We start from the raw sequence: 16,592 nt of genomic DNA on the forward strand, positions 1-16,592 counted from the left end.
ATCAATAATGGGGCTAAGATCGAGGGTATGAAAAATCTTTTCTAACCGGGTTTCCGGTTGCAGTTTCATAATTTCGTCAAAGGAAAACAGGCACTGTTGTTGAATATACAAGTAACTTCACCTCTGGTTTTTGTCGTTTGTTATTAGGTGCTACTTGTAATATTCGGCAAAACAAGGGGTGAAGTCCTTTTTTGTGGCCTTGAAACCCTTGATTCTATTGGCTTATGGATTATGCAAAACACTTAAATAACTGAACGAAAGGAGAATTACATGAACCGCTCAATATTAAATTTTGGGGAAGTATTTCCTTTGATTATCATGCTGGTCTTGGGGAAGCAAAACCCGGAACCCTGGATGCGCCGGTTAATTGACCTAATTGATAGCATTCAACATACAGTCATTGATATGCAAAAGGGTATAGAAATGATGCAAACTGCTGTTTATCAACTTGTGATTGCCCCAAATAACAACCTACCGCAGGAACCATCCGAGAGCGAGCTGGATATTAATCTACCGTTAGAAAAGCAGCTTCCTCTCGAGCAGACCCTAAAACCAAACTATAAGAAGCCTGATTTAATTTACCCGGAACAGCCCCTAGACAATAATTCTGCTCAAGGTTCAGCAACTCCGGGAGATCTCGATAGCCCGCCATCTACGGGTATTAATAAAATAATCAGTTCAATAGAAATTACACAGCCTCCAGCAGTGCTCCCTGCCGGTGTGCGTCATTAGGCACCTATTAACCACTATCACCAAACACTGTCAGTCTAGCTAAGCCTGGATGCATTTACGTCATTTAACCAACCAGGACGGCCTTCTCGGCCGTCCTATCTATTTTTGAGTGCCATCAGTAGGTACCCTACCCTTATGGCCTCCGAACATACCCAAAAAAGGCACCATATCTTGGGAACGACTGGTACTGCTTCCCTGTACACCACCTTCTGCCCGCATCTCCAGCAGGTTGACAATACCAATTAAATTAATTAGGCTCATAAATAATAAAAATTTTTCATTATCCAGGTTATACTTATCTTTTATTTCTAAAAATTCGTTCATTCTTTTTTTCAGGTCATCGCCGGGCATAATACTATACCTTATTAGTTAAATCAAACCCGGCACAGTAGGTATGGCCAAACCACCCGTAATTTTAGATAATTGCTCTCGCACCATTTTCTTAGATTCACGCATACCTTCGTTAAAAGCGTTTGCAGTTAACTGGGCTAACTGGGCAGGATCTTGCAGCAAAGCGGGTTTGAAATACAGCTGCACTACCTCCTGGTTGCCGTTCATTACTAACTCCACCGAACCTTCACCCGCACTGACTTTTACCGTCATACTTTTCAGCTGTTCTTGTAACTCCTGAACAAGCGGCATGAAGTTACTCATATTGTTCATCATAGCTTTTCCCCCTTCGTTTTCTAACTCTAATCAAATATATGCTTAGCCAGTTGAAATAGTTAACAAAACAAATAACAATAAATCCCTATCAGGTTGAGCAGCATTCTATTAGCGAGAAATAGATATGCTGTGCCCAGCAGCCAATTAAGAAAAAAGAGATGGCCTTAAACCATCTCTTTTGTTAGCTTATTCACAACTTTTAATTACTGCTTAACCCTGGGTAAATTGCTCATAATACCGGTCCTGCACCCGCATGCACTCCAGTTTGACATTGTCAATGACCACAGCGCTGGTGTTTAAGGCATTTGGCTCAAAGGTAAATCTCACCAGTGCTTCCCGAGCTTCTTCAGGAGCAGTAGCATTGAAGCAGAAGTTTGAAAAATCACTATCCATAATTTGCCCCGCATTAAAGCTCCTGCTTTCACCGCTGATCAGGTTACCGTATAGATCATAGAACAACAACTCGGCCGTTAAATTAAAGGAAGCTGTGCCACCTAAAACTGTCCTAAAGTTTGGTATTTCTGAGGCATCAAAGCACAACCGGTACTCTCCTGTAGGCACAATATTGTTATTGTTGGCACCGTGCCGATTAACCGTTTGGAACAATGAAGCCGGCTCATTAGGGATATTGCCCATTAAAGCACCGTTATTATAACGTAACACATTACTAGCTCCCCAAAATACCGGGGTGGTATTGGTGCCCCAGGCCTCAAAGTTGCCGTCCTTAAGCAAATTGACACCACGAACGCACTTGCGGTCTAGCTGAGGGCATACCTGTACGAAAATCTGCCTTTCCTCTACTACCTTAACCTGGAAAATCATTATCCCTGTCTGGTGAACCCGGGAACCTCGCCGCAACTCCCAGCGCATATCTATTTTTTTGTGGTGCAATTGAACGTGTACATCGTCCTCATTCACCACAGGCTGTGCTACATCCAAAGTCACATCATCGGCAAAGGGGATATCCTCACCCACATGCTTGACGTGGTCATTCTTATCCACATAATAAATCTGCTTGTGCAGTGTACCACTGACTAACACCTTGCGCACTACCGGCATGCGGTGCATATCACAGTGCCAGCCAAAACGCTCCCAACCCTCTTCCTCAATTACACTAACCCAGCGATCACCATTTTCATGTAAAAATACCGGCCGGGCATCAAAGTCATCTAACCGGGCATCGATATGATCAATTTTCTGGGCAAGCTCGGGCAGTGCGGCTACGTTATCGACAATCACCTGCACTTCTTCTTCTGCCAAAACCACCGGAACCTTTATTTTTACGCATAAAACGTTATCAGGCTCGCTGTAAAAATATTGTATTGGCATATCAGAACCTCCTTTAGTAATTTATTAATTAACCTTTAGCTCCGCAGGGAATCCTAATTACCTGGCCAACTTGTAAATTTTTGGGGTTTATCCCCGGGTTTTCAGCCAATATCCTATTCACGGTGGTACTGTAGCGCCGGGCTAACTCGAAAAGAGTTTCACCAGACTTAATTGTGTAATCAATTACCTCGCCAACGGGGCATTCTTCCTCTTCCTCTTCCTCGTCTTCGTCTTCCACAAGGTCGGCACACACAGACCGGCGTAGTGTTTCGGTTACCCGAACCCTGATCTTGATGACAGCCTCGACATTGACATCGCAATCGTCCGCTGCTTCGGCATTAATGTATTCCACCATGGGCTTGACATCGACATCCATACCGTTAAGGGCTCCTTTAATTTCCACAAAGGTGCGGAAATTAAGCCGCTGGTGCATGGCATGCACCGCCTGATCAGGCTTAGCGGAAACGTAGACAATCTTAACGTCCACATATCCCTTGGTAATTACTTTGTCTCTTATAATTTTTTCTTCTGTTATTTTGATTTCTTCTATAGATATATTGAGAACCTTTTCCGGGCAGGGCTTGGGGTCCGGGGTTTCAAAAGTTTCCCGCACTACTACCTGTGCAGAATCATCGCCAACAACATGCTCCACATTTAATTCAACTGTTTTTACCGTAGAGCCTGTGCATTCGGTAACGACTCTGACTTCCCGCGGCTCAGTAACCCGGGCTTCCAGTTTTATCACACAGTTTGCGCTGAAGAATGGGTCTCCTTTAATCTCGACATCACAATCTTCTACTATGGCATCTACAACCACATCCATTTCCGGGTCAGCCCCAGGCACTTCTATAAAATCTGTGAATTTTATTGTTTTGTGCATATTATGCACAGATTGTTCCGGCACCGCACCTACATACATTATCTGTAGAGTTAATTCGCCATCAACAATTACCTTATCTGAGACAATACGGGTGTCTGTGATCTCGACAGTAGAATCCACATCCAAAATCTTAATCGGCTCAGGTTTTTCGTCTGGCTCATCAAACTCATCACTTACAATAACCTGCTTGGATTCACGTCCTACCACGTCATCAATATGAATAACGTCGTAGGTAGCATTGCTATTGTCCGGTGCCTGGGTAAGCACTTCTACTTCCTGGGTCTCGGTCACTTTGGCCGATATATCCAGCACCGCTATCACATCAAACTGCCGCACATCCCTACTGCTGGTATTAAGCTTAACATCCTCCACCACAACGTTTACTTTGACGTCCATGTCGGGCAGTGCACCCGGCAAATCAACGTAGGCGGTAAAAGGAACCTGCCCGTGCATATGGTGTACTGATTGATCTGGTTCGAAGGCCACATATACAATTTGCAAAGTTAGTATTCCTTCAACCACTACTTTATCAGGCAAAAGTCTGGTTTTTTTGACGCTAGCCGTCTTATCCGTGGAGATAATTTGTTCCACGTCCGGTTTGGGGTCAGGTATCATGAATTTCCCACGCACCACTGTTTGCTGGGAATTTTCGCTAACCACCTGGTTCACGGTAATAGTTTCCTTAACCGGTGTCTGGGCAGCAACCATACAATCTCCTCCTTTCATGAGAGTTCTATAATAATATATGAGGGAATGTCTAAAATGTGCAGACAATATTGTCTATGTAAATAAAAATAAAAAAAAGGACCTTAGAAATCCTTTTTCCATCCCAGGCATCCAATTCATGGACAGTTGATACTAATGATACAATATGAGTTATGTATAGTAATTTGGATAAACTAGGCTAGTTTTCCCATAAAATACGGTAAACAAATAGCATTTGTAATGAAAAATTTAGTTATCACAAATAACGGGCCAAATGGTATAATATTGTACCGGGTGTTGTTTCACCCGGTACTTTTGCTATTATTATTCCTCATCCCGGAGAATAAAGTACTGCGCCCACCCCTTCAGTAAGAGCAAGGCATACCACATTATCATCTTGATCGTTAAAAAAGCAGGTTAAAATGAATAATTTTGTTTTCAGTCCTTTTTTAAAACGCAGTAGCATCAACTCATCCAAATTACTCAGAGTCTCTAAAGCCATATCTGAACCCCTTAATATCAATGTATAAAGACCGTCAGTTTGCTTTAAAAAACTAATGCGGCAGCGCGGGTTACCCTTTTCCCCCCTGGCTAGCTTATCAATTAATTGCATGTAACTTTCCGCCACTTTAATGGCATCTTCCTTATTTGGTAAGCGGGGGCCAATAGCAGGAATATCATTAAAAAAAGAGAGGGCTACATCGCTACTCTGGTATACTATCACCTATCAAACCTCCTCCCTGCATTACTCCTTAGCCCCCGTTCCGTACTAAAGTTCAATCTCCAATAAATTAATTACATTTTGTATACGGTTGAATATACAATGAGAATTTGAACCGGCAAACAATAAGCCTACTGCTTTGTTTTCTTTATCTATAATCAACGAACCACTATCACCAGGCTGACAAAATAAGTCGGCTACGACCTGATCACTAAACCAGCCTGACTCTTCATCCGATAGGCTTACTTTTAATGTAACACCCATAGCAGTAACATGCCCGGAGGTAACTCCCGTAGTCCGTCCGCTTTTTTGCACCCACATATTTTCCTGAACAACCCCTACCCCGGACACCGCACCTAACTCAACTATATCCTCGCCAATTAATTCGTCATTTATCGGCTTAGCCACTGCGCAATCCACTATGTTAGTTGTACTGCTATATTTATAAAAGCGCATTTCATATGCCGGCCGTACCAGCTTAATAAACCAGTTACCAATATTGGCAATTCCAGCTGCTACCGGACAATCGGAGGGCTCGGCAGCTCTAATTAATGGAACAAATCTGACCAGTTCTGCAATCTTGTCACTTTGCCTTCCTCCGTCATAGGGTCCCGGCTGTAAGATTGCATCACCCAGATTTGCCCGGCCGTCGCTGCCATTTGAGCCATTAGCCAAGATATGATTGTTAGACAGAATTAGCTTTTCCCCGGATTTTTTATCTTTAACAATAACTCCGAATGTCCCGGCACTAATTTTATAATGACCTATACTGCTACCAGGAAGAGCAGGGCGCATTTTCATATTCCTTTCTAGCAATTTGACCCGGCCAATTTCGATAACATCAGTCTCCAAACCGTTTATCTTCTTAGGTAATTTTTTACTGCGACTTAATTCAGCCGCAGGTAATTTTTTTTCTACAAAAACAATGATCGCAGGTTTTTCAGTTCGTGTTAGGCCCACCTGTTTATAACCTACGCCTACACCAACAACATTAGGCATTCTTAAAATACGGCTCTGCACCTTATCAAGGACGCGATAATGCCTTTCCATGATTACACCTCCTTATTGATGGCATTTTATTCATGGCAGTGGAAAACGGTTACTGCTTAGTAAGGAGATCGAGGAACCCCCATACGGTACCTGCCTCTAGTTTCCATGCCACCAATACCATCAAATCCGGTTATGGTGCCTGTTATAATGTCCTTCAGTGATATTGGATCATAAATAGATGTGTAGGCGATTTTTTCCATAACAAACACCGGATCAAAGGCATGAATCAAAACCCGCTTGGGAGAACTGGCAAAATTGGCCCCTGCCTCAAGCAGCGATTCATAATGAGATTGACAAGCTCCGGCAAAAATGACCAGATCATCCCTGCTTTTTTCGTAACGACGCGCTTCTTTCACAGCAGTTACGAAATAACTGGAGCTATGATAATTATTTATATCTGAAAAATCCTTGGTGCCTTTTTTAAAACCGTCATGTCCGGTAAGCACCAGTAAATCAGGCCGGTGCTTTACAAGTAAGTCATATACTTTTTGTGCCTGCATATTTTCTGGAATGTTATAACCCTCAGCAGGTATTTGTAGCTGACGGTATGTGGTCATACACAAATCAAGATAGTCACCGTCACCATCGATATGCAGCACCCGGCCTGGAACATCAAAGCTTTCCAGTTCCTCTTTTTCTTTCCCAGGTACCGACCGCAATAATAAAGTTTCCCGGTCCTTCTGGCGTCGCATAAAAACTCGACGCATGGCATCGTGATTTTTGCTCATCGTCATCCGCCAGTAATCCGCCAATTTTCCTGGTTCAATTTTAACTAAATCGGAAAGCGGCCCATTCGCACAAAGCCTCATGTCCAGACCATTTAAACGAGCTATTTGGTTACCATTTTCATCCTCGTAAATATCCATTACCTTAAAATAAATATCCAATCCGTATGACATTCGCCCTACTACATCACCAACTTTTATATCCAGCTTTGCTCAGCCCCTCCATTGTTTTTCTACATCTTATGAATTAATAGGGCTAAGGTGTGAATTACCGGGCAAATAAAATGCCGTCCCATGGTTAAGAAACTTTAACCATAGGACGGCATACTCTAAATTACCATATAAAAACACTAGTGTTCTCTATGCTCATAAAGAGGAGGCAATACAATGTTTGTTGCAGTAATACCGGCTAAAAACGAAGCAAAAAGCCTGGCAAACGTTATAAACAATTTGCCTGTTGAGTATTTAGATTGCATTATGCCCGTGCTTAACGGCTGCACTGATAATTCTATGGATGTTTTAGAACAATTAAATTGCCCTCTCCTTGCCCCATTATATTTTGCCGAACCACTAGGTATAGATGTACCCCGTGCAGTAGGTGCAGTAGAAGCAGTACGGTTGGGGGCTGATGGGGTATTGTTTGTTGACGGTGATATGTACGGTGCCAATAAAGATATGCTGACCAAATTAGTTTTAGCTGTTCAGAAACAAGGACTGGATCTAGCCTTAACCAATTGTTACCCAATAAATGCAAAACTTGATATTAGCCCTCCAGCTGCACGTCTCCTTAAAGTGAGGGAAAGGCTAAATCGTAACTTGCAAATATTCAATATTATTGGTACGGCAACACCATCTCATGGTCCCCATGCCGTTTCCAGCAGACTGCTCCGGTTGACAAGCCCCGTTGATTTTGCTGTACCTCCTATGCTATTGGCCAAGGCAGCCCGGGCTGGCCTGCACATCGGGATAGCAGCGGAGATTATCCATACGCAGTTAGGTTCACCCCTGCGCAGCGCCGACCACACCATCAAAATTACGGAAACCATTATTGGTGATTGCCTGTCCGCTCTGCACGCTAATGACGGCCAAATTGGCCCCAGGTCTTTAGACGGCCATGTCTATATCGGCTATCACCGGGAACGGCGCTTAGACTTGATTGGAGGGTAGGCATTAACCTTATTTAGTATGCCTATCCGCCACAGAGGATGCACCGTAAGCATCGGGTTTAATTTTAGCTTGAAAGCCACTGCCAACAACCATACCCACAACCTCTTTAATTAAATCACGGGTTTCACCTTGAGCCCCCACGTCAATATGAACCTCAACCGGTAATTCAGCAAAACCACTTTCCGAGAAATATGCAGTAATTTTACCACCTAGTTCCAGACTGAGGGCTGTTTCATAAAATATTTTTTGACGCAGGCTCTTAATCTTGCGCTGTATTTTTTTTCGATAATAATACCTGGCCCCCTTACCCAAGCGATGCACCACAACGGCAGTTACAAAACAAGTTTCATTTTTTACCATAGAATCAGTGCCAATGATAATTTTGTATGATGAACTAGGCAGACCCTTGATATAAGTGATTACATCATCCATCATTTCAACAAAAGACAACTTCCCCCTGGAAGGACTGATGAAAAACAATTAGTCCATCTCCTTTATGTTTACCTGTTAATAGTATAGGCATCGGCTAAGCGGGCAAACTCCTGTATATTTAGCGTCTCACCTCGACGTACCGGGTCAATATCAGCCTGCTTAAAAATGTCAAGCCATCTGTCCTTCGGCAAGTCTTTATCCATGCTGCTCAATGCATTAAGCAGTGTTTTGCGTCTCTGTTGAAAGGTTGCCTTAACCAGGGCAAAATAAATATGCTGATTTTTAACATTTATCGCCGGAACTTCCCTTACCGTCATGCTTACTACTGCCGAATCCACTTCTGGCCGCGGCAAGAATACAGTGCGAGGCACCTTGAAAGCCATCTCTACCTCCGCATAATAATTTGCAGCAACAGTAAGAGCCCCGTAATCCTTAGTACCCGGGGAAGCCGTAAGCCGCCTGGCAACCTCCTCCTGAACCATTACAATTATTTTTCGAACGTTGGAATGTCGTTCTAGTAAATGCATAATTAAGGGGGTAGTAATATAATACGGCAAGTTTGCTACCACCTTATACCCTCCTGCTATATTACCGGTTCTTTCCTGTACTAACTGGTCGAAGTTAATTTTTAAAGCATCTGCCTCAATCAGCGCCACATTCTCCAGTCCATCCAATGTTTCGCTCAACAATGGCAGCACAGCGCGGTCAATTTCCACGGCAAACACCTGCTTGGCTACTTTAGAGAGTCTATAAGTAAGAGCACCCATCCCCGGGCCGATTTCCACCACTTTATCCATATTATTCAAATCAGCCGCATACAATATCTTATTTATAATATTACCGTCTATTAAAAAATTTTGCCCAAATTTTTTTTTAATTCTAAACTTGTGACGTTGCAATAAATCTCTTATGACACTTGGTGATGTAGGGTCGAACATACAATACCTCCGCAAATTTTTTATAACAAATTTACTTCTATCATATCAGTTTAGCCATGAAAATAAAAAAAAGAGGCATTAGCCTCCTTTTTATTCAAGTAAATATACTTTCACCGAACGCCTTCCCCAGCCTAATGCCTGACTTTGGGTATCCATAAAAACATCAATGCGATTCCCTTTAATGGCCGAACCTTTATCCATCGCCCTGCCGTAACCATACCCTTCCACATACAGTCGGCTGCCCATTGGAATAACCGACGGATCCACTGCCACAACCCCCACATAGGGACTTACCCCAGTAGAAGTATTATTGCCGGTATGGGTATAAGCAGTTGCTACCATGTCATAAGCGCGCGAGAACCTTAATGTATTGCCTCCCCTGGAAACAGTCCGCATAGTACCCACCTGAACCACCCGGTCTACAGGCTCATGCAACACACTGCTGGCCAAAAGCCGTTTTTCCATCATTATACCGTTTTTATACACTTTTTCCCAGACTTTTCTTTGCAATCCTTCTTTGCCGCTGTTAATTACCTTCATAGTTCCCCTAAGCAAAGTTTCATCACTTTTCCGCTGAACCTTGTAGGGGATAGCTACTTTTTCTTCAATTACCTGACTAGTAATCCGGTCAACTTGAATACGCGTTTCTTTTTCCAGCTTGGCAGTAAGGCCGGGGGTAACCATATCCCGCGCCCCAAGCACCACACCTTTTTCCTTAAGTAATTCTCCAACCGTCTCAGCAGAACTCATTAACCGGTACTTTTCATAACCCACTTGCAATTGCACCGGCACAGCCCGGCGCACTATAACCGTCATGCCATCCTCAAGAACCGCAGCCGCACCGGGAGTAACCCTGTCCTGTTCAGCAAGGACCACTCCCTCTTCCTGCAAAAGTCCATCAACATTGTTACTAAAAGTATGCACTTGCCATTGTTTGCCATCCACCAACAAGTTTATTTTCTTTTGAGCTCCCTGATATGCTGAAATGATAGTCACAACCAACAGTAAAACAGCTAGCAAGGCTGACGCAACCCTTCCATTAAAGAAGTTGTCGGATGTGGTACACTCCTCCGTTTGTTTAATAATTATCCCCTCCGTCAAATTATTGCAACTTGAATCTTTACCGGCACAAAGTCCTACAGTTACAATCTGTACTGTAAAAAATTTTATACTCTTATAAACTATGATTAAATATAGTTTAAAGTTAAAATAAGTGAGAGGCTATCACCGGTAATACTAGGATATATATATATTCTCTGCCTGTTGTCTTTTTCCTGCAATGATGATTAAATTGTTCAACACACTCACCTTTATTTATTCTATGCAAACTGTCCAATTATTTGTTACATTAATTTCATATATTTTTGTATCCTTAATTATTATAAGGCTAAAAAAACAGCTGCTAAAAGCAGCTGCAATTATTTTCCATCAATATTAAGCACTTAAAACTCAATACCCTTTTGAGCTTTAATACCTGCGGCCAATGGGTGTTTTACTTCTCTCATTTCGGTTACCAGATCAGCCAACCTTACCACCTCGTCATCTGCATAACGCCCGGTAAGCACTAAATGCAAACCAGGTGGTTTGCTTTGGATAATATCCAGAACAGACTCCACATCCACAAGGCCATAGTACATAGCGTAGTTTATTTCATCAAGTACTACCATATCGAACGAACCTTCACGTATAGCTTTTTTCGCATTTTCCAGTGCGTGTTGGGCAGCTGTGCAGTGCACCTCCCAATCCTCATCATTGGCACCGCAAATAAATCCTTCCCCCATCTGTAGCAAGACAAAGTTAGGACCTAGCTTTTCAGCAGCTTCTAGTTCACCGCATTTCCAGCCGCCCTTAATAAACTGTAAAACCAAAACTCTCATACCCTGACCCCATGCCCGCAACGCCATACCCAACGCTGCAGTGGTTTTTCCCTTGCCATTACCGGTAAATACGATCGTTAAACCTTTGGAGGCACCAGATATTTTTGCAAACAAAGCAGCCACCTCCTATTTACCCCGCAAACCATAATTTAGTACTTAATCCACACGAAAAAGCTTCTTAGCGTTATCCGTAGTCAACTGGGCAAGTTCCTCCAGCGTTATATCCCGTAGTGTCGCAATATGTTCCGCCACATAGCGCACATATGACGGCTCATTGCGCCGTCCCCTAAAGGGTTCCGGGGTCAAGAAAGGGCAATCGGTTTCTATCAACAAACGTTCTTTCGGTACTCGCACAGCAATTTCCTGTAATCTTGGGGCTTTTTTATAGGTTACCGGTCCGGCCAGGGAAATATAAAACCCCATTTCCATAGCCTCCTTGGCTACCTCCCAGCTGCCGCTAAAACAGTGAATCACTCCACCGGCCTGACTGATGCCATCCCGGCGTAAAATATTCATCAGGTCACCAAAGGCATCCCGAGCATGAATGATCACCGGCATTTCAAGCTCCCGAACCAGGGCCAGCTGTTCCCGAAATACCCGCTGTTGCACCGGCCGTGGTGAAAGATCCCGGTAATAATCAAGGCCGATTTCACCCACAGCCGCTACCCGGGGATGGCCGGCCATATCGGCCAGCAGGGATAGGTAATCCGGAGTTGCATCCTCAGCATCGTGCGGGTGCACACCCACTGCAGCCGCCACGCCAGGGCGGCTTTCCGCCATTATTACTGCTTGCTTAGAAGAATTCACATCAAAACCCACGCACATTACCCGTTTAACCCCAGCTGCGATCATTCGGCTAAATATCTGGTCAAGTTCTGCGGTAAATTGTTCATCGTACAGGTGAGCATGGGTATCAAACAGCTCGCCAGCTAACGTCTTACCCGTTTCCTGCTTTATTTGTTGAGTCTCTAAATCCATTATGCTTCCTCCAAAAGAGCTGTATCAATGCGCGGAAACAGTGGTTCTCCACGCTTAAGTTCTGTACCGTTTGGTAGTTGTCCCCATTGCAATGACCCCCAGGTGAAAAGGTGAGGCTGATTTTCAATGCCTAATAGTGGCCAAGCCCTTTTAGGCAACCCAGGCATAAACGGTGTTACCGCTACTGTGGCAAAGCGCAAAGCCTCTGCTACATTGTAAAGCACTGTATTTAAGCGGTCCTGCTTAGCCGGTTCCTTGGCTAGCGCCCAGGGCGTAGTTTCTTCCAGGTACTTATTGGCCCGGCCTACCAGGCGCAATATAGCCGCCAGAGCATTGGAAAATTCCCGGCGTTCCATAAACTCCTCCACCTCTAACGGCATTGACTGGGCTAACTGAATAAGTTCATTGTCCGGCCCCTCGGGAACAGATGGTGTTTGCAAGCGCCCTTTGAAATATTTGTTAACCATAGCGCAGGTACGGTTGAACAAATTGCCGAAATCATTGGCCAAGTCGACATTAATGCGGTGTACCAACGCTTCCTCTGAATAAATCACGTCAGCGCCTAAAGGCATTTCCCGAAGTAGGTAGTAGCGGATAGCATCGACACCGTACTTGTTAATCAGCACCAGTGGGTCTATTACATTGCCTTTAGACTTGCTCATCTTCCCACTATCCAGCAGCACCCAACCGTGCCCCACCACCTGCTTGGGCAGAGGCAGTTCCAAAGCCATCAGTATAATAGGCCAAATAATGGTATGAAAACGCACTATATCTTTACCCACCAGGTGAATATCAGCCGGCCAGAATTTTTGAAACAGCATATCGTCTTCCTCGCCGTACCCCAGGGCAGAAATATAATTGGTTAGGGCATCTACCCACACGTAAATGACATGCTTTTCGTCAAAGGGTACAGGTATACCCCAGTCAAAAGTAGTGCGGGATACGCATAAATCTTCGAGTCCGCTTTTAATAAAACTGACCATTTCATTACGCCGAGATGCAGGTTGAATAAAGTCTGGGTTATCCTCGATGTACTTAAGCATACGGTCGGCATACTTGGAAATCTTAAAGAAATAACTTTCCTCTTCCAGTTGTTCTACAGAGCGTCCGCAGTCGGGACAGCTGCCGTTTTCCAAGCGAGCCTCTGTCCAAAGTGTTTCGCAAGGCGTACAGTACCACCCTTTATAACTGGCCTTATAAATATCTCCCTGATCGTATAATTTTTGGAAAACTTTTTGTACTACAATTTTATGTCTGTCTTCAGTAGTGCGAATGAAATCATCGTAGCTGATGTTTAAACTATGCCAGAGATTTTTAAAACCTGCTACAATTTTGTCAACATATTCTTGTGGTGTCTCACCTCGCTCACGGGCAGAGCGTTCAATTTTCTGACCATGTTCATCGGAACCCGTCAAAAACCTAACTTCATAGCCGGTAAGTTTTTTAAACCGGGCCAGTGCGTCGGCCGCCACCGTGGTATAGGCATGGCCAATATGAAGGTTATCGCTAGGATAATAAATCGGTGTAGTTATGTAAAATGTTTTACTAGTTTGCATGTAATGCTCCTCCCTGAAAAATTAATTAATCGCAACTGTTTTCTAATAATAGCTATCTAGTATACGTAGCTTTAAAACAAATAACGCCCCCGGTTTACCCAGGGGCGAAAAATACTTCCGCGTTACCACCCTTATTCCACCTTTTTAATATAAAAAGGCCTCATTTTAGTATAGGGAAATTATTCCCAAATACCTCAAGCTGATAACGGCGCTTAACCGGTACGACCTACTATTGCATTCAGCCAACAGCTCCGGAGCCATGTTCAATACGGTTTCCCCGATGGGCTCACACCTACCCCACTCGCTGGGCGGTTATTCCGTATTTACTCCTCTCCATCATAACCTGTATCATTACAATGATTTTAAAGTAAAGCAGTCTATCTTGTCAAGTTTTCCCTAAATCAAGAGCTTTTATACAAAAAAAACCATTAATTATTAAAAATATGTTGACTTTTACTGCCATCACTGGTACCATTTACTTGTGGATTTAAATCAATAAATGTCGAATATGTTTTGTTGTTAAGGAGGGGAAGACATGAAATCAACTGGTATTGTAAGAAAAGTGGACGAGCTTGGCCGCGTGGTAATTCCCATTGAATTACGTCGAACACTAGGTATTGATGAAAAAGATGCTCTGGAAATTTACGTTGATGCAGAAAAAATTATCTTAAAGAAATATGAGCCAGCCTGTGTATTCTGCGGCAATGCTACTGATGTACAGCATTACAAAGGCAAACTGGTCTGCCGGAGTTGCGCTCTGGCTATGTTTGAAAATGTAAAAGAAGATGCAAAAGCGATGTAATGCTTGATACATAAGTAAGTGAATATTTTTTATTGGGAGCTATTTATTTCTTTGTACAATTCCCGTCGGGGGATATTCCTCAGGCGGGATACTATTTTTATCGCTTTACTGGGAGATACTCCTTCCTCCTTCAGCATATGGACGAACTCCTCCGGCGACAAGGCAGAATTTCTATATATTAATTGTTCTTGCTCATCTTTTACGGAACAGCCTTCGATAACCAACACAAACTCCCCCCTAAGCGACTGTCTTTTAAAGTGCTCTTGCAACCGGTCTAATGTACCACGCTGTACTTCCTCATGCATTTTAGTCAGTTCCCGGGCGGCACATGCTTGCCGCCTACCAAAAGCATCAATCAATTCACCTAACGTTTTCAACAACCGGTGAGGCGACTCATACACAACAATTGTTCTGGGTTCCTTGGCTAGTTCAGACAGCCGCTTGCTACGCTCTTTGTGCTTGGTAGGCAAAAAACCTTCAAATACAAACCTGTCCAGTGGCAGGCCGGATACAGTCAGTGCAGCCAACAAAGCACTGGGTCCTGGCAGCGGTGTCACCTCGATGCCATTTTCCAGAGCCGCCTTTACCAGTTCTTCACCCGGGTCGGAAATGCCTGGCGTTCCCGCATCACTAACCAAAGCCACATTTCGGCCACCGTTCAACTGTTCTATAATATAGCCACCCTTGGCCTGACGATTATGCTCATGATAGCTGGTTAGAGCAGTGTGAATACCATAATGGCTAAACAACTTGCGGGTACGACGTGTGTCTTCAGCCGCAACCAAGTCCACTTCCCGCAATACTTTAAGTGCTCGTAAGGTAATATCTTCTAAATTGCCGATCGGTGTTGCACAAAGGTACAAGACGCCACTGGTTTTCCCTGTCATGCTCAACCATCACCCCTGTTCGCGATGTAAAAAAGCGGCGCAAAATAAACACTCGCTTTCCCGCATTTGGCCAAAATATACATTACATATGTGAAAACCCTGGTTATGCAGATTAGTCAAATTTTGTTGCCCTGTTACCTTATGTGAGACACCCGATAAGACTTCATTCCTATCTTGCTTATACATCTGGATTAAGTGTTGTCGTAGCCTTGCATTTTCTGTTTCGAGCAATTCTACAACATCTTTCAGATTTTTGATTTCTGACAACAGATCTTGTGTCCTGGACTCCAGTGCTTTCATTTTTATCGTCAGGGGCTTCAACATGATCACCCTCCACGGATTCCATTTCGATTAGGCTGCATGGATACTCTTTGACCAGCTTACTTTCCCGTAGCTCAACATTAACCGTTTGCTTAATAATATTAATACTACTCACCCGGCCATTGCCATCGGGAGTAGTTACTTTTTTACCAAGTTCGGGAAAACCTTCTCTGGCCTGCTCGTAAACCTCATTTTCAAATTTTAGGCAGCACATTAATCGGCCACAGATACCCGAAATTTTAGTTGGATTTAGTGAAAGGTTTTGTTCTTTGGCCATTCTAATGGATACCGAAGCAAAATCGGCCAGCCAAGTAGCACAGCATAGCTCCCTACCACAGCAGCCCAACCCGCCAATCATTTTGGCCTCATCTCGCACACCAATCTGACGTAATTCAATACGGGTTCTGAAGATCGCAGCTAAATCTTTGACTAGTTCACGGAAATCTATTCGCCCATCAGCAGTGAAATAAAAGATAATTTTATTACCACCGAAGGTTTGCTCAACATCCACCAGCTTCATGGGCAGCCCATGACCTTCAATTTTTTCCAGGCAGATCTCCATAGCCCGGGCTTCTTTCTCGCGATTAGCCAGCAGCTGTTCCAAATCATCATCATTAGCTCTCCGCAGAACCATTTTTAACGCACCTACTACTTCTTCATCAGGCACTTCCCGAGGACCAATCACCACTGTTCCATACTCAATACCTCTTGACGTTTCCACAATAACCCCATCGTTTACCGATAAATTCAGCTCCCCGGGATCAAAATAATATATTTTACCCGCCGCTTTAAAACGTACCCCTACTACAGCATACGGCAATATCCA

At 43.7% G+C, this 16,592-nt stretch carries 19 protein-coding genes and 1 other annotated feature; of the genes, 3 read left to right on the forward strand and 16 right to left on the reverse strand.

Features of this window, described 5'->3' with window-relative positions:
- The first annotated feature begins 270 nt into the window (after nucleotides 1-270).
- Nucleotides 271-732 (forward strand): hypothetical protein, encoded by a 462-nt coding sequence (locus tag SPSYN_RS02840; protein WP_161821012.1) that lies wholly within the window; start codon nucleotides 271-273, stop codon nucleotides 730-732.
- 99 nt (nucleotides 733-831) lie between these two features.
- On the opposite strand, the gene SPSYN_RS02845 is transcribed toward SPSYN_RS02840, so the two are convergent.
- From SPSYN_RS02845 to yabG, 7 genes are all read right to left on the reverse strand, one after another.
- On the reverse strand, nucleotides 832-1,083 hold the full coding sequence (locus SPSYN_RS02845) for a hypothetical protein (protein WP_161821013.1): 252 nt from the start codon (nucleotides 1,081-1,083) through the stop codon (nucleotides 832-834).
- An 18-nt stretch (nucleotides 1,084-1,101) separates the two neighbouring features.
- A complete protein-coding gene (locus SPSYN_RS02850; RefSeq protein WP_161821014.1) occupies nucleotides 1,102-1,398 on the reverse strand; it encodes a YbaB/EbfC family nucleoid-associated protein in 297 nt (98 codons plus the stop codon).
- 210 nt (nucleotides 1,399-1,608) lie between these two features.
- Nucleotides 1,609-2,727: an SPOCS domain-containing protein gene (locus SPSYN_RS02855; protein ID WP_161821015.1), complete on the reverse strand. Its 1,119-nt coding sequence runs from the start codon at nucleotides 2,725-2,727 to the stop codon at nucleotides 1,609-1,611.
- 28 nt (nucleotides 2,728-2,755) lie between these two features.
- Entirely contained in the window at nucleotides 2,756-4,315 is a 1,560-nt protein-coding gene (locus SPSYN_RS02860; RefSeq protein WP_161821016.1) for a DUF3794 and LysM peptidoglycan-binding domain-containing protein, read from the reverse strand.
- 328 nt (nucleotides 4,316-4,643) lie between these two features.
- Nucleotides 4,644-5,036 carry a hypothetical protein gene (locus SPSYN_RS02865; RefSeq protein ID WP_161821017.1) on the reverse strand — a complete coding sequence of 131 codons (393 nt, stop codon included), beginning with the start codon at nucleotides 5,034-5,036 and terminating at the stop codon, nucleotides 4,644-4,646.
- 45 nt (nucleotides 5,037-5,081) lie between these two features.
- The gene (locus SPSYN_RS02870) at nucleotides 5,082-6,083 is read right to left on the reverse strand and encodes a chymotrypsin family serine protease (protein WP_161821018.1); all 1,002 of its coding nucleotides are present in this window, start codon (nucleotides 6,081-6,083) and stop codon (nucleotides 5,082-5,084) included.
- Nucleotides 6,084-6,139: 56 nt separating this feature from the next.
- Nucleotides 6,140-7,015, reverse strand: a complete 876-nt coding sequence (gene yabG, locus SPSYN_RS02875) for a sporulation peptidase YabG (protein ID WP_161821395.1) — start codon at nucleotides 7,013-7,015, stop codon at nucleotides 6,140-6,142.
- A gap of 180 nt (nucleotides 7,016-7,195) precedes the next feature.
- Here yabG and SPSYN_RS02880 point away from each other — a divergent pair, with 180 nt between their 5' ends.
- Nucleotides 7,196-7,975: a glycosyltransferase family protein gene (locus tag SPSYN_RS02880; protein WP_161821019.1), complete on the forward strand. Its 780-nt coding sequence runs from the start codon at nucleotides 7,196-7,198 to the stop codon at nucleotides 7,973-7,975.
- A gap of 9 nt (nucleotides 7,976-7,984) precedes the next feature.
- Here the strand turns inward: SPSYN_RS02880 and SPSYN_RS02885 are convergent, their stop codons facing one another.
- From SPSYN_RS02885 to metG, 6 genes are all read right to left on the reverse strand, one after another.
- Nucleotides 7,985-8,455, reverse strand: coding sequence for a ribonuclease H-like YkuK family protein (locus SPSYN_RS02885; protein WP_161821020.1), 471 nt, complete (start codon nucleotides 8,453-8,455; stop codon nucleotides 7,985-7,987).
- 20 nt (nucleotides 8,456-8,475) lie between these two features.
- On the reverse strand, nucleotides 8,476-9,345 hold the full coding sequence (gene rsmA / locus SPSYN_RS02890; RefSeq protein WP_161821021.1) for a 16S rRNA (adenine(1518)-N(6)/adenine(1519)-N(6))-dimethyltransferase RsmA: 870 nt from the start codon (nucleotides 9,343-9,345) through the stop codon (nucleotides 8,476-8,478).
- A 90-nt stretch (nucleotides 9,346-9,435) separates the two neighbouring features.
- Nucleotides 9,436-10,365 carry a 3D domain-containing protein gene (locus tag SPSYN_RS02895; protein ID WP_161821022.1) on the reverse strand — a complete coding sequence of 310 codons (930 nt, stop codon included), beginning with the start codon at nucleotides 10,363-10,365 and terminating at the stop codon, nucleotides 9,436-9,438.
- Nucleotides 10,366-10,787: 422 nt separating this feature from the next.
- Entirely contained in the window at nucleotides 10,788-11,336 is a 549-nt protein-coding gene (gene cobO / locus SPSYN_RS02900; protein ID WP_243152886.1) for a cob(I)yrinic acid a,c-diamide adenosyltransferase, read from the reverse strand.
- Nucleotides 11,337-11,378: 42 nt separating this feature from the next.
- Nucleotides 11,379-12,200: a TatD family hydrolase gene (locus tag SPSYN_RS02905; protein WP_161821023.1), complete on the reverse strand. Its 822-nt coding sequence runs from the start codon at nucleotides 12,198-12,200 to the stop codon at nucleotides 11,379-11,381.
- Nucleotides 12,200-13,756: a methionine--tRNA ligase gene (gene metG, locus SPSYN_RS02910; protein ID WP_161821024.1), complete on the reverse strand. Its 1,557-nt coding sequence runs from the start codon at nucleotides 13,754-13,756 to the stop codon at nucleotides 12,200-12,202. The genes SPSYN_RS02905 and metG overlap by 1 nt, the downstream gene beginning before the upstream one ends.
- Before the next feature lie 97 nt (nucleotides 13,757-13,853).
- Nucleotides 13,854-14,105, reverse strand: a binding site (T-box leader).
- 186 nt (nucleotides 14,106-14,291) lie between these two features.
- On the opposite strand from metG, the gene SPSYN_RS02915 reads away from it, so the two are divergent.
- The gene (locus SPSYN_RS02915; RefSeq protein WP_161821025.1) at nucleotides 14,292-14,558 is read left to right on the forward strand and encodes an AbrB/MazE/SpoVT family DNA-binding domain-containing protein; all 267 of its coding nucleotides are present in this window, start codon (nucleotides 14,292-14,294) and stop codon (nucleotides 14,556-14,558) included.
- 29 nt (nucleotides 14,559-14,587) lie between these two features.
- Here SPSYN_RS02915 and rsmI read toward each other — a convergent pair whose 3' ends face one another.
- From rsmI to SPSYN_RS02930, 3 genes are read right to left on the reverse strand one after another with little or no spacing between them, the layout of a single operon-like run.
- The gene (rsmI, locus tag SPSYN_RS02920) at nucleotides 14,588-15,445 is read right to left on the reverse strand and encodes a 16S rRNA (cytidine(1402)-2'-O)-methyltransferase (protein WP_161821026.1); all 858 of its coding nucleotides are present in this window, start codon (nucleotides 15,443-15,445) and stop codon (nucleotides 14,588-14,590) included.
- 9 nt (nucleotides 15,446-15,454) lie between these two features.
- Nucleotides 15,455-15,712, reverse strand: coding sequence for an initiation control protein YabA (locus SPSYN_RS16405; protein WP_423828273.1), 258 nt, complete (start codon nucleotides 15,710-15,712; stop codon nucleotides 15,455-15,457).
- On the reverse strand, nucleotides 15,624-16,586 hold the full coding sequence (locus tag SPSYN_RS02930) for a PSP1 domain-containing protein (RefSeq protein WP_161821028.1): 963 nt from the start codon (nucleotides 16,584-16,586) through the stop codon (nucleotides 15,624-15,626). Before SPSYN_RS02930 ends, SPSYN_RS16405 begins: the two co-directional genes overlap by 89 nt.
- Nucleotides 16,587-16,592: the final 6 nt, after the last annotated feature.

Origin of the sequence: Sporotomaculum syntrophicum, from assembly GCF_009932395.1 — a bacterium.
Lineage (GTDB): Bacteria > Bacillota > Desulfotomaculia > Desulfotomaculales > Desulfallaceae > Sporotomaculum > Sporotomaculum syntrophicum.

Excerpts from the sequence above, each read along its gene's own strand:
- SPSYN_RS02840 (WP_161821012.1), top strand. The coding sequence starts at position 271 with ATGAACCGCTCAATATTAAATTTTGGGGAAGTATTTCCTTTGATTATC.
- SPSYN_RS02845 (WP_161821013.1), bottom strand. The coding sequence starts at position 1,083 with ATGCCCGGCGATGACCTGAAAAAAAGAATGAACGAATTTTTAGAAATA.
- SPSYN_RS02850 (WP_161821014.1), bottom strand. The coding sequence starts at position 1,398 with ATGATGAACAATATGAGTAACTTCATGCCGCTTGTTCAGGAGTTACAA.
- SPSYN_RS02855 (WP_161821015.1), bottom strand. The coding sequence starts at position 2,727 with ATGCCAATACAATATTTTTACAGCGAGCCTGATAACGTTTTATGCGTA.
- SPSYN_RS02860 (WP_161821016.1), bottom strand. The coding sequence starts at position 4,315 with ATGGTTGCTGCCCAGACACCGGTTAAGGAAACTATTACCGTGAACCAG.
- SPSYN_RS02870 (WP_161821018.1), bottom strand. The coding sequence starts at position 6,083 with ATGGAAAGGCATTATCGCGTCCTTGATAAGGTGCAGAGCCGTATTTTA.
- SPSYN_RS02880 (WP_161821019.1), top strand. The coding sequence starts at position 7,196 with ATGTTTGTTGCAGTAATACCGGCTAAAAACGAAGCAAAAAGCCTGGCA.
- rsmA (WP_161821021.1), bottom strand. The coding sequence starts at position 9,345 with ATGTTCGACCCTACATCACCAAGTGTCATAAGAGATTTATTGCAACGT.
- SPSYN_RS02905 (WP_161821023.1), bottom strand. The coding sequence starts at position 12,200 with ATGGATTTAGAGACTCAACAAATAAAGCAGGAAACGGGTAAGACGTTA.
- metG (WP_161821024.1), bottom strand. The coding sequence starts at position 13,756 with ATGCAAACTAGTAAAACATTTTACATAACTACACCGATTTATTATCCT.
- SPSYN_RS02915 (WP_161821025.1), top strand. The coding sequence starts at position 14,292 with ATGAAATCAACTGGTATTGTAAGAAAAGTGGACGAGCTTGGCCGCGTG.
- rsmI (WP_161821026.1), bottom strand. The coding sequence starts at position 15,445 with ATGACAGGGAAAACCAGTGGCGTCTTGTACCTTTGTGCAACACCGATC.